Source organism: Polynucleobacter sp. AP-Nino-20-G2, assembly GCF_018688235.1.
In the GTDB taxonomy this organism is placed as follows: domain Bacteria; phylum Pseudomonadota; class Gammaproteobacteria; order Burkholderiales; family Burkholderiaceae; genus Polynucleobacter.
This window is the reverse complement of sequence record NZ_CP061313.1, coordinates 1,404,507-1,417,926: the sequence shown is the minus strand read 5'-3', so window position 1 is coordinate 1,417,926 and position 13,420 is coordinate 1,404,507. Positions and strand designations below refer to the sequence as shown.

Here is a 13,420-nt window from a genome sequence, read left to right as displayed (position 1 = left end):
TTAAAGCAGTCCGTCAAAAAGCGCCACATCCACCCAGTCGCCGGTGGCTATATTTCCTTGGTCGTGATACAGGATGACAAAGCAATTTGCCTCACTCATTGATCTCAGAATTCCCGCTCCTTGGCTGCCAGTGATTTTGACAGTCGGCTTTCCGTCTGATCCACGCTCCATAATGGCGCGCTGAAATTCAGTGCGCCCTGGCTTTTTCCGAATAGGCGCTTGGGCAATCGCCTGGGTAAGGCATGGTTCGGTTTGGCTTGCGCCATTGAGTTGCAATAGGGCGGAGCGAACAAACTGGTAGAAGGTCACCATGACCGCCACTGGATTGCCAGGTAATCCGAAGAACAGTGTCTTATGGTTTGAGGAATGGGTTGGCTTTAGTACGCCAAAAGCCATGGGTCGACCTGGGCGCATAGCAATCTTCCAAAAACCTACATCCCCAAGTTCTTGCATGATTTGCTTGGTGAAGTCCGCCTCACCAACGGAAACGCCGCCAGAGGAGATCAGTACATCCGCCTTTTCTGCCGCCGCTATGAACGCACTCTTCAGTGATGCGGGGTCATCGCGTACGATTCCGCAATCGATGATTTCCAAATCAAGGCGATTGAGTAGGCCGATAAGGCTATAGCGGTTGCTGTCATAAATGCTGCCAGCATCTAAGTCCTGACCAAGGGGCCTTAATTCATCGCCAGAGGAGAGGATGGCGACTTTGAGCTTGCGGTGAACTTTGAGTATTCCGACCCCAAGGGATGCGGCGAGTCCAAGATCAGATGGACGCAATAAGCGCCCAGCGTGTATTGCCGCTTTGCCGCTTTGTAAATCCTCACCACGAAGGCGTCGATTTTCTCCACGCTTTACTTGGTTTTGCTTGAAAGTGACCAGTAGATTATTGGCGGGATCCGCTTGCTCGGTAAATTCTTGCGGGATGACCGTGTCGCAATCTTGTGGCATGAGAGCGCCGGTCATGATCTTGAGGCATTCACCTTTACCCACCCTTCCTTCGTAAGGTTTGCCCGCATAAGCAGTGCCAACAATTTTGAGTGTTACAGGCTTATCCTCATTGCCTAAGCAATCGCTATTGAAAGCAAAGCCATCCATCGCGGAGTTATCTGCAGCAGGCACGTCAATCGGTGAGAGTAAATCTTCAGCCAGAATGCGGTTGATGGCTTGATCTAGAGTAACGGTCTGGACATCGCCCAAATCATTTCTTAAGCGTGACTCAGAAATTAAGTCATCGACTAATTGAGCAATTGCTTTTCGGGCTTCATCAACGTGTAAAGACGACGTCAATAAAATGGGGTCATTGGGCGAGTGCTTCTGTGGTGTAGTCATTGCGAAATCTTTTCTAAAGCCTCTAGCTCATCAGGTGTGTTGACGTTGGCAAAGGCCTGTGCATTTTCAAAGACAACAGTGCCGCTTCGTAATTCTTTGAACCAGCGATCAATCTTGAGATCGCCCTTACTTAAAAAGAGCTCTAGCGAATCCCGCAGATTACTGCGCATGAGGCAAAACACTGGTTGCGCCCATACTTTGCCATCTTCTTTTGAAGAGGCATAAACCAAATCCAAATCCTTTGCTTCTATTTCTGCCGCCATTTGTTCAGCAAGATCGGTTGGTAGCAATGGGGAGTCACAGGGGCAAGTGAGGAGATAAGGTGTATTGCAGTGTTTTAAGGCAACCGAAAAGCCAGCTAATGGACCTGAAAAATCAGGTGTCTCATCCATGATGACTGGGTAGCCATAATGAGAATACTTGGTAATGTTTCGATTGGCATTAATGAGGATGCTCTCAACTTGAGGCTTGAGGCGTTTGATTGCAGATTCAATCAATGGTTTGCCATGAAACGGAATTAAGCCCTTATCAACTCCGCCCATTCTTTGGGCGCGGCCGCCGGCCAAGATTAATCCTGTAATTTGAGTTGCAGTAATCATTAGCCGCCGATGTAAGACATTTCTACTTTGCGAGTGCCACTAGTGTTAACGGTATTCGATCCGCGAATTTCAGAGTAGTGGTCATCGCGCCCTGACCAGGTGCTCATAACAGCATTGGCGATTTCTAAATCACTTCTGCCGGATCGCAATAGGGTCTTGAAATCAAAACCTTCATTTGCAAAGAGACAGAGATAGAGTTGCCCGTCAGTTGAAATCCGCGCACGGGTGCACTCATGGCAGAAGGTTTGCGTCACACTGGAGATGAAGCCAATTTCACCAGAGCCATCGAGATAGCGCCAGCGTTGGGCAACCTCACCAGAATAGTTGGCTTCAATTGGCTCAATGGGAAAGATCGCATTAATGCGATTAGCCACCTCTTGAGAGGGAAGTACTTGAGACATATCCCAGCCATTGGAGCTACCAACATCCATAAACTCAATAAAACGTAAGGTAATGCCTGTGCCTTTGAAATGCTTGGCCATGGCAACAATCTCTTGATCATTGGTGCCTTTTTTAACCACCATATTGACTTTGAGATTCGTAAAGCCCGCTTCTTGAGCGGCAGCGATTCCGTCTAATACATCTGTTACTGGAAAATCGACATCATTCATTTTTTTGAAGATGTCATCATTTAAGCCATCGAGGCTAATGGTGAGTCTATGTAAGCCAGCCGCTTTTAAAGCAACCGCTTTTTTGCGCAAGATGCTGCCATTAGTAGTCAGCGTTAAATCTAAGGGTTGCCCAGCAGTGGTCCGAATCTTTGCCAACATCTCAACAAGCACTTCTAAATTCTTTCTCAGTAAGGGTTCTCCGCCAGTCAGGCGAATTTTCTCTACACCAAGCGTGGCGAAGATAGAGCTTAGTCGAGCGATTTCTTCAAAGCTCAATAGTTCTTTGTGGGAGAGGTAAGGATAGTGCTGATCGAATACTTCTTTGGGCATGCAGTATGTGCAGCGGAAGTTGCATCGATCGGTTACTGAGATGCGTAAATCTCGCAATGGACGTCCGCGAGTATCGCTAGTTATTCCATTGGGGGTGATGAGCTGTCCGGGTATGGACGGCGTTAGGCCGTTGCCTTCATCTACACGAATGGGGATCACTTTTTCAACCATCACTAATTATGGCTGTGAAACGGTGTTTCTGCCAAACTGCCAAATATCCTTGTGGGATAAATGACAGTCTGGAGAAAGAGGTTTAAACCGTTTTTTCTTGGCCGCCGGTTTCAACTAAAACCATTGGCCCATCTGGCAGACTTACTGGAGCCTTGGGTGCTCTACCCAAGATTGCCACTTCTGGTTCTGCCTTGATTTGAGATTGCGCTTCAGCATGCTTGCTGGAGTCTGTTGCTACCCACACCATGCCGGCTGATTGAACAACGCTGTGTAAGGGCGTTTCTTCAAGCGCCTGGAAGGCCACTTTAGGTAGCTCAGGCATAGGCTTTGCAATCACTTCAACCGCTGCCACTGCTACTGGCGCAGCAGTCACTTGAGCGGCAGGGGTAGATGTTGGAGCATTGGCCTGGCGTTGATCTTGGCGCGGTGCGCGTGGCTCTCTAGGTGCACGTGGTGCACGCTCTTTCACTTCACTAGGAGCTGGGGCAACAGGATTAAAGCTCTGCGCAATGTTTTGAATCGGCATGGAGGCAGATGCTCCAGCCATTCCTACGGGTGGACCAGAGAAAGTAGGGGCGGCAGATGGTGCTGATGCTGTGTTTGCTTCGCCATTATTTTCTGTGCGCTCACCACGTTCACGTTGACCACGACCACGACCGCGACGGTTGCGACCACGACCACGACGCTCTTCGCCCTCTGCGCTTGGAGCAGCTTCGCTTCCAGGAGCAGCTTCAGTGGCTGGAGTTACCGCAGCTTGATTTTCTGGCTTTGGATTGTTTTGATTGCGGTTGCCGTTATTGCCATTGCGGTTGCGACCATCTTGACGGCCTCTGCCACCATTGGATTCGCGTGGAGCGGCGCCCTCAGTATTGGCTGGTGCACCTTCCGCAGAGCGCTCACCGCGATCATTGCGTTCGCCACGACGACCGCGATTGCGATTGCCATTGCGATTGTTTTGATTGCGGCCACGTGGAGCGCTAGGAGTTGGTTTTACTTCTGGAGCTGGCGATGAAGAAAATAGGCTCTTAATAAACCCAAAGAATCCACCAGTGCTTGCAGTTTCAGTTGTGGTTTTATCGGCACGTGCCGGACGTGGTTGACTTACTGGAGCCGGTGCATTTGGTGTGATGCCCTTAACAGCGGCTTCTGGACGAGCTTTAACGTCCGCATCTTTGCGGCTTACGGCAGTGTCAGTCTCAAGCTCACGCGCAGCTTCTTCAGCCATTACGTAGCTCGCTTTTTGGTCATCAAGACGTGGATCGTCATGACGCAAACGCTCAAGCTTGTAATGTGGAGTTTCTAAATGCTTATTTGGAATCATCAAGACGTTCACTTTGAAGCGAGTCTCAATCTTGATTACTTCAGGACGCTTTTCGTTTAATAGGAACGCGGCAACTTCGACTGGAACCTGTGTATGGATAGCGGCTGTATTTTCTTTCATTGCTTCTTCTTGGATGATGCGCAAGACTTGCAATGCAGAGGATTCAGTATCGCGAATATGGCCAGTACCGTTACAGCGTGGGCAGGTCACGTGGCTACCTTCAGATAAAGCAGGGCGCAAACGTTGACGAGACATTTCCATCAAGCCAAACTTAGAGATCTTGCCCATTTGAACGCGAGCGCGGTCATGACGCAGAGCATCGCGTAAGCGATTCTCTACATCTTTTTGCGCCTTGCTCGATTCCATGTCGATGAAGTCGATGACGATCAGGCCACCCAAGTCACGTAAACGTGCTTGGCGGGCGATTTCATCGGCAGCTTCTAAGTTAGTACGGGTTGCGGTCTCTTCAATATCTGAGCCGCGAGTTGCGCGTGCGGAGTTAACGTCTACAGAAACCAAAGCTTCAGTATGGTCAATTACGATTGCGCCACCAGAAGGCAATGGCACGGTACGTGAGTACGCAGTTTCAATTTGGTGCTCAATTTGGAAGCGTGAGAACAGTGGAACATCGTCCTGGTAACGCTTCACTCTCGGTAGGTTATCTGGCATCACTACAGACATAAATGCCGCAGCTTGCTCATAGATATCATCGGTATCGATGAGAATCTCGCCAATATCTGGCTGGAAGTAGTCACGAATCGCACGAATCACCAAGCTGGATTCGAGATAGATTAATAAAGGTGCTGAATTGCCTTTAGCGGCCTCATCAATTGCAGTCCATAACTGCATGAGGTAGCTTAAGTCCCACTGCAACTCAGTGGCATCGCGGCCAATGCCGGCTGTACGAGCAATGATGCTCATGCCATCTGGAACCTGGAGCTGAGACATGGCTTCACGGAGCTCTTGACGGTCTTCACCCTCAATACGGCGTGAAACACCACCTCCACGGGGATTATTTGGCATCAATACCAAATAACGACCAGCTAAGGAGATGAAAGAGGTAAGGGCAGCGCCTTTTTGGCCGCGCTCTTCTTTTTCTACCTGAACAATGATTTCTTGGCCTTCGCGTAATGCATCTTTAATAGAGGCATTACGGACATCAATACCCTCTTTAAAGTAGGTGCGGGCAACTTCTTTGAACGGTAGGAATCCATGGCGCTCTTCGCCGTAATTTACAAAGCAAGCTTCGAGCGAGGGCTCAATGCGAGTGATAACACCTTTGTAAATATTGCCTTTGCGTTGTTCACGACCGGCAGCTTCGATATCGATATCGATGAGTTTTTGACCATCGACGATGGCAACTCGCAACTCTTCTTGTTGAGTTGCATTAAATAACATGCGTTTCATAACACTCTCCTGTTGGGGAGTGCGTCGCTGCGCGCTGCGGTAGGGACAGGTTATGTGCCGCTTGAGGCATAGCCCATTGGCGGCTTTGGAGTGTGGATCAAGCAAATCCAGGCAATTTTTGCCTAGTACACCGAGTTAAATATTGGTTAAATCGGTGCCACACTTGACGATCGCCGCAGAGACCTCCTTTAGGTCATCAATGCAGGCGCGCGCCTGAAAACTGTCTTCTAATCGCGGGTCGCGGCATACGGCACACCAACCCTGCGCCTCATTACAACGGGGGAGGGGCAACCCCGGGAGTCTATTAAGGGCGACTCCAAGCTCCACGATTCAAACCTGACTTCAGGTTGGGATCAAGCCAATAAATTAGCTAGAGCGTTGATTATACGGCACAAGTTGAACGACAATGGGGTATTGTTGAGTCCCTTGTCACCCCCTGTCGAGGCGGCAAGAGAGATAAATCATGAAATCCGAACCCATTTCCAAGCCCTTAAAGCTCAAAACACCCGCTCCAGCAGCGGTACATCTTCAGACTATTGGTCCGGAAGAGGCTGGGCAGCGCCTGGATAACTACCTTTTGCGTTGGGCCAAAGGGGTCCCTAAGAGCCATGTGTATCGGATCATTCGCTCTGGCGAAGTACGGGTGAATAAGAAGCGGGCAGAGCCAACCACCCGCCTTATTGAAGGGGATGTGGTGAGGGTTCCGCCAGTTCGGATTGCTGAACCAGCACAAATGGCTGCGGTCAATACTGCTCAAACTAAGTCTCGGGCCCGGGGTTATTCCGACAAAATGCCGATTCTTTTTGAGGATGAGGCTTTATTAATAGTGAATAAGCCGGCGGGGTTGGCTGTCCATGGTGGATCCGGAATCGCTCTTGGGGTCATTGAAACCTTGCGCATTACCCGTCCTGAGTTGAAATTCTTGGAGCTGGTTCATCGCCTAGATCGCGATACCTCTGGGGTATTGCTCTTGGCCAAAAAGCGCAGCGCCTTGGTCGAGTTGCATCGTCAGATTCGTGAAGGGCAGACAGATAAGCGCTATTACTTACTGGCTCATGGGGAAATTGCTCAGGGCCCTGGCGTAATGCAGTTGAAATTCCCTCTACACAAATACTTGCTGGCTAATGGTGAGCGTCGTGTGCGCGTTGACCCAGACGGCCTGCCTAGCCATACCGCTTTGCGCGTTACTAAAACGCTGAAACGGGATGGTGCCGCAATTACTTTGGCTGAAGCCCAGTTAAAAACGGGTCGTACTCACCAGATTCGTGTGCACCTACAGAAATTGGGTCACGCCATCTTAGGCGACGATAAATATGGCTTTGAAGATCAAGACAAGCTTGTTAAATCAAAACGTTTGTATTTGCATGCCCATCTCGCTGGATTTACCCATCCGCGTACTGGTGAAAAGATGCGGATTGAGTCTCCGCTTCCCGCTGAATTTGCGGCAATGATGAAAAATTTCGAGCCACTTGCTGAGTAGAATTCAGTAGATAGATATTTCAAAGATGATTGAAGATAAAACGCCCGATAGACGCTACGATCTGATTGTGTGGGATTGGGATGGAACGATCATGGATTCCACGCCAACCATCGTTCACTGTATTCAGCAGTCTTGCCGTGACTTGGGATTTAAAGAGCCTGATGATTCTTTGGCGAGCTCCGTAATTGGTCTGGGCATTCAAGATTCATTGAGAAGAGCGGTGCCATGGATAGAGCCGGCGCATTTTCCTAAGCTCACAGAACGATTTCGTTACCACTATTTAGCCAAAGACCATGAGCTTGATTTATTCCCGGGCATTCGTGAGTTGCTGGGAAGCTTGCGTGAAGACGGTTACTTGCTAGGTGTTGCTACCGGTAAATCACGCGTGGGCTTGGATCGCTCCCTCAAGCATCATCAGCTTGGTCATCTATTTCATGAAACCCGTACCGCGGATGAATCGTTCTCAAAACCTCATCCAGGAATGCTCTTGGAGTTATCCGACGTAATGCAAGTGCCGATGCGCCGAATGTTGATGATTGGTGATACCACTCATGATTTGGATATGGCGGCTAATGCTGGTGTGGACGCTGTCGCGGTAACGTATGGCGCTCATCCACTAAGCACCCTCAAAGAAGCGCCATCACTTGTTCATGTCGATGATGTTGCTCAATTGGCGGCTTGGTTAAATGAAAATCTCACCGCTAAAAACGCATAAAGACGTGATACTGAAGTTGTTTAATCGCTAGTAACCAAGGAATTAAAAGTAATGGATCAAAATCAATCCGACAACGCTAATCAAAACTGGGAGCGTCAAGCTCTTGAGCATTTATTGCTCGAGAATTTAAAAGAAACTCGCAAGACCCGTCGTTGGAAAGCGGTATTTCGCGTACTTACCTTACTTGTTTTCGTGGGTGTAATTCTGGCGATATTTGATTTCAATCTACCAGGGCGCGGTATGAGCATTGAGAAGCACACAGCGCTAGTGACTCTCGAGGGGGAGATTTCTTCTAGCTCTATGGCAAATGCTTTAGATATCAATGCATCTTTGACATCAGCGTTTGAAAATGAAAATAGTGCAGGTGTTGTATTGCGCATCAATAGCCCTGGAGGTTCGCCAGTCCAAGCAGGGATGATGAATGATGAGATTCATCGCTTACGCAAGCTGTATCCAAATAAACCGTTCTATGTTGTAGTGGAAGACATTTGCGCCTCTGGCGGTTACTACGTTGCTGTGGCTGCCGATCAGATTTTGGTTGATAAGGCGAGTTTGGTTGGCTCTATCGGCGTGATCATGGAGGGCTTTGGCTTTACTGGTCTGATGGATAAGTTGGGTGTTACTCGTCGCATGATTACGGCTGGCTCGAATAAGGGCATGATGGATCCATTCTCCAAAGAAAATCCACAACAGGTAGAGATGATTAAAACCATGATTGATGAAATTCATCAGCAATTTATCGCCGTGGTGAAAGCGGGGCGAGGTGATCGCCTCAAAGAAACTCCAGAAATATTCTCAGGTCGCGTTTGGAATGGCGAGCAAGCCATCAAAATTGGATTGGTGGATGGTTATGGAACAGTGGAATCTGTAGCGCGCGATATTTTCAAAGCCCCAGATATTCTGGACTACACCATGAAAGAGAATTTCGCGGAGCGTGTGGCCAAGCGCTTTGGTGCCGAGGTTGGTGCCGCGGCTGGTAAAGCTTTGATGAAGGCGCCAGATTTAAAGTAGGGTGACTAAACAGCCGTTACCAATAAAGATCAAAGTGATCCATTCACAAATCTAGGCCAGCAATAGAAATACTGCTGGCCTATTTTGTAATGAGGCGCAGGCTGCCTCATTTGGATAGCGCTTGCGCCATTCGGTAATTGAGAGTGTTGTAATTGTTTCTGATTTCAGGCTGAGATCCATTCCAACGCAGAGCATGGATTGGGGCGCCAATGCATTGAGGCAGGCCATCAGCATGGCGGTATTGCGATAGGGCGTTTCAATCCAAATTTGAGTCTGCTGTAATTTTCTAGATTCGACTTCTAGTTGCTTGAGTTTTGCAATGCGGTCTTGCGCATCATGGGGGATGTATCCCTGAAAAGCAAAGCGTTGGCCATTTAAGCCACTGGCCATCAAGCCTAAGAGGATTGAGCTTGGCCCAACCAAAGGTTTCACCTTGGCACCGAGTTTATGTGCGGCTAAAACCAATTCAGCGCCAGGGTCAGCTACCCCAGGAACGCCGGCTTCTGACATCAGCCCCATGTCCTTGCCATCCATCAATGGTTTGAGTAAGTCCATTGGCTTTACTGCATCGCCATACTTCGCATTGCGCGCAGCACCGCGCCATTCACTCATTTGCATTTCTTGGATAGTGCAAGCTAAGGGCGATACGCTATCAACGGCCTTGAGAAAAGCGCGCGCTGTCTTCGCATCCTCAACAATCCAATGAGTCAGTTTGGCTGTTTGTGAAATGGTTTCGCTAGGCAGCACCCAGGGTAATTGTTCAGCGCGGGAGTCTTCGCCCAAGGTATTCGGAATTAAAAAGAGGGTGCCTAAGATCTTGCTCATTATTTGATCTTTCTTATTTATTTCTTGGGCGGAATTTCAAAACCTGCATCACGCAAAAGCCCGCTTAGAGCAATCAAGGGGAGTCCAATCAAAGCTGTTGGGTCATCGCTCTTGATCGCTTCGAGTAGCGAGATTCCTAGACCTTCAGATTTGGCGCTACCAGCGCAGTCGTAGGGTTCTTCAGCTAGTAGATAGGCCTCAAGTACATCATCCGATAGTTTGCGAAATTTCACTTCGGTAGGAATGTTCACGGTACTTTCTGTATCGCCATGCATTAAGCAAAGTGCGGTATTAAAAGTAACCGATGAGCCACGCATGAGTTGCAATTGCGCCATTGCTCGTTCGAAGTTGCCGGGCTTGCCTATTGCTGCCCCGCACAGATCCGCAACTTGATCGGAGCCAATGACCCAGGCATTAGGATGATCTTTTGCGACAGCCGCTGCCTTTGCTTTAGCTAGTCTCAGAGCTAAATCTACCGAACTCTCACCAGGTAATGGGGTTTCATCGACCTTGGGCGATACCACGGTGAAGGGGATGCGCAGCCGCTCCAAAAGCTCTCGGCGATATACCGAGGTCGATGCCAGAATTAATTTTTTTGCAGAATTACTCATCACTACTTGCGCTTTCACTAAGACCTTCATTTAGACTCATGGCATGAATCGTAATCAAGTTTTACCTCAAGTTGAGCTTTCCGCAGATCCAAGTGCCTTGCACCGGGTGGATTTTTGTGCACCTCAGTCCTATAAAGGCGCTGGGTTTTTGGCAATTTCAGCGATGCCAAGATTGGCTGAGGAGGTCTCTAGCATTGATGCCGGGGATGGCTTTCATTGGCAAGTCGACACCTATTTCACCGATTCTCCTGGTTCAGAACCCCATCAAATTCTCCAATTGAGGCTAAAAGGGCGTCTGCACCTGCTCTGCCAGCGTTGTTTGCAAGATTCAGCCTTTGACCTGGCGGAAGAGCGTCAATTCGTCATGGTTGCCACTGAGGCCGAAGCGGATGCCTATCCTATCGAAGATGATCAGCAGGAGCCCTTGGTTGCTAGTCAGCACTTTGACCTCTTAGAGCTCATTGAGGATGAAATTTTGCTCTCTTTGCCTTTGATTCCGAAGCATCCAGAGGGTGCTTGTGAGGCACATGCCTCTTCTTTTGGGGAGAATGGAGCGGAGGATGACGAGCTTGAAAAGCCAGAAAATCCCTTTAACGTATTGAAAAATATGAAGAAAAGTTCATAAGTGGGGTTGGGTAATCTAGCCTATTTACTAATAAATCAAGCGTTTAGGGGATTTTCCATGCTAGAATGTCGCCTTGCTTAGGAGTTCAATATGGCCGTCCAACAGAATAAAAAATCCCCATCCAAACGTGGCATGCACCGTGCGCACGACTTTTTGACCGCACCTGCTACGGCTGTTGAAGCCACAACTGGTGAGGCTCATTTGCGCCACCACATTTCACCAAACGGCTACTACCGTGGCCGTAAAGTTGTTAAAACTAAAAACGACTAGTTTTTTAGTCCAAAAAGATAGAAGCGGCTCCAATAAAAGCCGCTTTTTTCTTGGATAAACCACTTGCAGCAATTAATGATTTTATGAGTGTCACTCTTGCTATCGATGCCATGGGCGGAGATCATGGAGTAGTAGTTACGGTCCCGGCCTGCTGCGATTTCCTCGAAAAACATGCTGATGTGAAGATCGCCTTGGTTGGTGATCCGGACTCGCTCAAGCAAGCCTTGAGTAAATTTCCTAAAGCGCCACTTGAGCGCATCCAAATTATTCCTGCTAGCGAGGTTGTCTTGATGGATGACCCCATCGAGATAGCGCTACGTCGTAAAAAAGATTCTTCAATGCGTGTCGCTATTGAGCAGGTGAAAGAGGGTGCTGCTGACGCCATCATCTCTTCTGGTAACACTGGCGCATTGATGGCTATCTCACGCTACATTTTAAAAACACTTGAGGGTGTTGATCGTCCTGCGATTGCTACTGCTATTCCCAATGAAAAAGGTCGTGGCACCACAATGTTGGATCTTGGTGCCAATGCTGATTGCGAGCCTATGCACTTGGTGCAGTTTGCGCAAATGGCAAATGTAATGGTTCAAGTGGTGGATGGCACACAAAACCCCTCAGTTGGTCTTCTCAATATTGGCGAAGAGGTGATCAAAGGTAATGAGGTGGTAAAGCAAACGAGTGAGCTACTGCGCCAAACCAATTTAAACTTTTACGGCAACGTAGAGGGTAACGATATTTTCAAGGGCACCACGGATATTGTGGTGTGTGATGGCTTCGTCGGCAACGTTGTTTTAAAAGCAAGCGAAGGTTTAGCAAAGATGATGAGCGGCATGATTCGTGAAGAATTTAATCGCTCCTGGTTTACGAAGCTAATGGCTGTTTGCGCTATGGTGCCTTTGTTGCGCGTGCGTAAGCGCGTAGATCATCGTCGCTATAACGGTGCGGTGCTTTTAGGATTGCGTGGTTGTGTGATTAAGAGCCATGGCTCTGCGGATCGTTTTGCGTTTGGTTTTGCCCTAGATCGCGCATACGAAGCAGCGAAAAATCGAATGGTAGAGCGCATTGCTCAAGCATTTGTGGTGGAGACAAAATAAAGATGACTACGTATTCAAGAGTAGCGGGCACCGGAAGCTATCTACCGGAGCAGCGTTTAACCAATCAAGATCTCGTTGAGCATTTGGCCAAAATCGGCCTTGAAACGAGTGATGAATGGATTGTGACTCGAAGCGGTATTTCTGCTCGTCACTTTGCTGCAGATAATCAGTTAACTAGCGATTTAGCTGTCAAGGCTGCACAAGCCGCATTGACAAGCGCTGGCTGCACTTCAGAAGACTTGGATCTGATTATCTTGGCAACATCTACGCCAGATCATTTGGGTGGTTTTCCGAGCACCGCTTGCGTAGTTCAGGATAAGTTGGGCGCGCATACCAATTGCGCCGCATTTGACGTGCAGGCAGTTTGCGCTGGGTTTACTTACGCCCTTGCAATTGCGGATGCTTTCATTCGCTCCGGCACCTACAAAAAAGTATTGGTGCTTGGCGCTGAAACCTTTTCACGCATTTTGGATTTTCAAGATCGCACTACCTCAGTATTGTTTGGCGATGGCGCAGGCGCGGTTGTACTGGAGGCTTCTACTGAGCCAGGTATCCTGGCGACGGCTTTACACGCCGACGGAAGTCAGCGCGATATTTTGTGTGTTCCAGGCCGTGCCGGCAATGGGCAGGTTCACGGCTCCCCATTTATGACTATGGATGGTCAGGCGGTATTTAAGTTGGCGGTGAAAGTGCTTGAGCAGGTTGCGTATGAGGCGCTAGAAAAAGCCAATTTAAAGCCAGAACAAATTGATTGGTTAGTTCCACACCAGGCCAATATTCGCATCATGGAAAGTACTGCTCGCAAGATGGGGATGTCGATGGATAAAGTGATCGTAACTGTTCACGAGCACGGCAACACTTCGGCAGCATCCATTCCACTGGCCTTAGATGCCGGTGTTCGTTCGGGTCAAATTCAGCGTGGCCAACATCTCTTGCTAGAGGGTGTCGGTGGCGGCTTTGCTTGGGGTGCCGTAGCAATCAAGTATTAATCAATAGAATCAAATTACCAATCATTATT

General features: G+C 48.7%; 13 protein-coding genes. 7 read left to right on the top strand and 6 right to left on the bottom strand.

All coding sequences use genetic code 11. The annotated features are described in order from the left end of the window. The 4 genes from glp to FD960_RS07325 form a co-directional block, all read right to left on the bottom strand. Entirely contained in the window at positions 1 to 1,332 is a 1,332-nt protein-coding gene (gene glp / locus FD960_RS07340) for a gephyrin-like molybdotransferase Glp (RefSeq protein ID WP_215298282.1), read from the bottom strand. Further along, entirely contained in the window at positions 1,329 to 1,931 is a 603-nt protein-coding gene (gene mobA, locus FD960_RS07335) for a molybdenum cofactor guanylyltransferase MobA (protein ID WP_215298280.1), read from the bottom strand. Before mobA ends, glp begins: the two co-directional genes overlap by 4 nt. Further along, positions 1,931 to 3,043: a GTP 3',8-cyclase MoaA gene (moaA, locus tag FD960_RS07330; RefSeq protein WP_215298278.1), complete on the bottom strand. Its 1,113-nt coding sequence runs from the start codon at positions 3,041 to 3,043 to the stop codon at positions 1,931 to 1,933. Before moaA ends, mobA begins: the two co-directional genes overlap by 1 nt. Positions 3,044 to 3,125: 82 nt before the next feature. Next, on the bottom strand, positions 3,126 to 5,771 hold the full coding sequence (locus tag FD960_RS07325; RefSeq protein WP_215298276.1) for an Rne/Rng family ribonuclease: 2,646 nt from the start codon (positions 5,769 to 5,771) through the stop codon (positions 3,126 to 3,128). Between the two features lie 463 nt (positions 5,772 to 6,234). Between FD960_RS07325 and FD960_RS07320 the strand changes: the two genes are divergently transcribed. From FD960_RS07320 to FD960_RS07310, 3 genes are read left to right on the top strand one after another with little or no spacing between them, the layout of a single operon-like run. Next, a complete protein-coding gene (locus FD960_RS07320; protein ID WP_215298274.1) occupies positions 6,235 to 7,251 on the top strand; it encodes an RluA family pseudouridine synthase in 1,017 nt (338 codons plus the stop codon). A 25-nt stretch (positions 7,252 to 7,276) separates the two neighbouring features. Then, a complete protein-coding gene (locus FD960_RS07315) occupies positions 7,277 to 7,966 on the top strand; it encodes an HAD-IA family hydrolase (RefSeq protein ID WP_215298272.1) in 690 nt (229 codons plus the stop codon). Positions 7,967 to 8,017: 51 nt separating this feature from the next. Further along, on the top strand, positions 8,018 to 8,977 hold the full coding sequence (locus FD960_RS07310) for a S49 family peptidase (protein ID WP_215298270.1): 960 nt from the start codon (positions 8,018 to 8,020) through the stop codon (positions 8,975 to 8,977). Positions 8,978 to 9,028: 51 nt separating this feature from the next. Here FD960_RS07310 and FD960_RS07305 read toward each other — a convergent pair whose 3' ends face one another. Next, positions 9,029 to 9,802, bottom strand: a complete 774-nt coding sequence (locus FD960_RS07305; protein WP_215298268.1) for an SAM-dependent methyltransferase — start codon at positions 9,800 to 9,802, stop codon at positions 9,029 to 9,031. A 17-nt stretch (positions 9,803 to 9,819) separates the two neighbouring features. Continuing rightward, entirely contained in the window at positions 9,820 to 10,443 is a 624-nt protein-coding gene (locus FD960_RS07300; protein WP_371817423.1) for a Maf family nucleotide pyrophosphatase, read from the bottom strand. Between the two features lie 13 nt (positions 10,444 to 10,456). Between FD960_RS07300 and FD960_RS07295 the strand changes: the two genes are divergently transcribed. The 4 genes from FD960_RS07295 (at position 10,457) to FD960_RS07280 (ending at position 13,391) form a co-directional block, all read left to right on the top strand. Then, positions 10,457 to 11,038, top strand: coding sequence for a YceD family protein (locus FD960_RS07295; protein WP_215298266.1), 582 nt, complete (start codon positions 10,457 to 10,459; stop codon positions 11,036 to 11,038). A gap of 90 nt (positions 11,039 to 11,128) precedes the next feature. Next, a complete protein-coding gene (gene rpmF / locus FD960_RS07290) occupies positions 11,129 to 11,308 on the top strand; it encodes a 50S ribosomal protein L32 (RefSeq protein ID WP_011902241.1) in 180 nt (59 codons plus the stop codon). Between the two features lie 83 nt (positions 11,309 to 11,391). Beyond that, positions 11,392 to 12,402: a phosphate acyltransferase PlsX gene (plsX, locus tag FD960_RS07285; RefSeq protein ID WP_215298264.1), complete on the top strand. Its 1,011-nt coding sequence runs from the start codon at positions 11,392 to 11,394 to the stop codon at positions 12,400 to 12,402. Between the two features lie 2 nt (positions 12,403 to 12,404). Beyond that, entirely contained in the window at positions 12,405 to 13,391 is a 987-nt protein-coding gene (locus FD960_RS07280; RefSeq protein WP_215298262.1) for a beta-ketoacyl-ACP synthase III, read from the top strand. Positions 13,392 to 13,420 lie beyond the last annotated feature (29 nt).

Bases quoted from the DNA above. Each gene is read 5' to 3' on its own strand.
- glp (WP_215298282.1), bottom strand. From the start codon at position 1,332: ATGACTACACCACAGAAGCACTCGCCCAATGACCCCATTTTATTGACG.
- mobA (WP_215298280.1), bottom strand. From the start codon at position 1,931: ATGATTACTGCAACTCAAATTACAGGATTAATCTTGGCCGGCGGCCGC.
- moaA (WP_215298278.1), bottom strand. From the start codon at position 3,043: ATGGTTGAAAAAGTGATCCCCATTCGTGTAGATGAAGGCAACGGCCTA.
- FD960_RS07325 (WP_215298276.1), bottom strand. From the start codon at position 5,771: ATGAAACGCATGTTATTTAATGCAACTCAACAAGAAGAGTTGCGAGTT.
- FD960_RS07320 (WP_215298274.1), top strand. From the start codon at position 6,235: ATGAAATCCGAACCCATTTCCAAGCCCTTAAAGCTCAAAACACCCGCT.
- FD960_RS07315 (WP_215298272.1), top strand. From the start codon at position 7,277: ATGATTGAAGATAAAACGCCCGATAGACGCTACGATCTGATTGTGTGG.
- FD960_RS07310 (WP_215298270.1), top strand. From the start codon at position 8,018: ATGGATCAAAATCAATCCGACAACGCTAATCAAAACTGGGAGCGTCAA.
- FD960_RS07305 (WP_215298268.1), bottom strand. From the start codon at position 9,802: ATGAGCAAGATCTTAGGCACCCTCTTTTTAATTCCGAATACCTTGGGC.
- FD960_RS07300 (WP_371817423.1), bottom strand. From the start codon at position 10,443: ATGAAGGTCTTAGTGAAAGCGCAAGTAGTGATGAGTAATTCTGCAAAA.
- FD960_RS07295 (WP_215298266.1), top strand. From the start codon at position 10,457: ATGAATCGTAATCAAGTTTTACCTCAAGTTGAGCTTTCCGCAGATCCA.
- rpmF (WP_011902241.1), top strand. From the start codon at position 11,129: ATGGCCGTCCAACAGAATAAAAAATCCCCATCCAAACGTGGCATGCAC.
- plsX (WP_215298264.1), top strand. From the start codon at position 11,392: ATGAGTGTCACTCTTGCTATCGATGCCATGGGCGGAGATCATGGAGTA.
- FD960_RS07280 (WP_215298262.1), top strand. From the start codon at position 12,405: ATGACTACGTATTCAAGAGTAGCGGGCACCGGAAGCTATCTACCGGAG.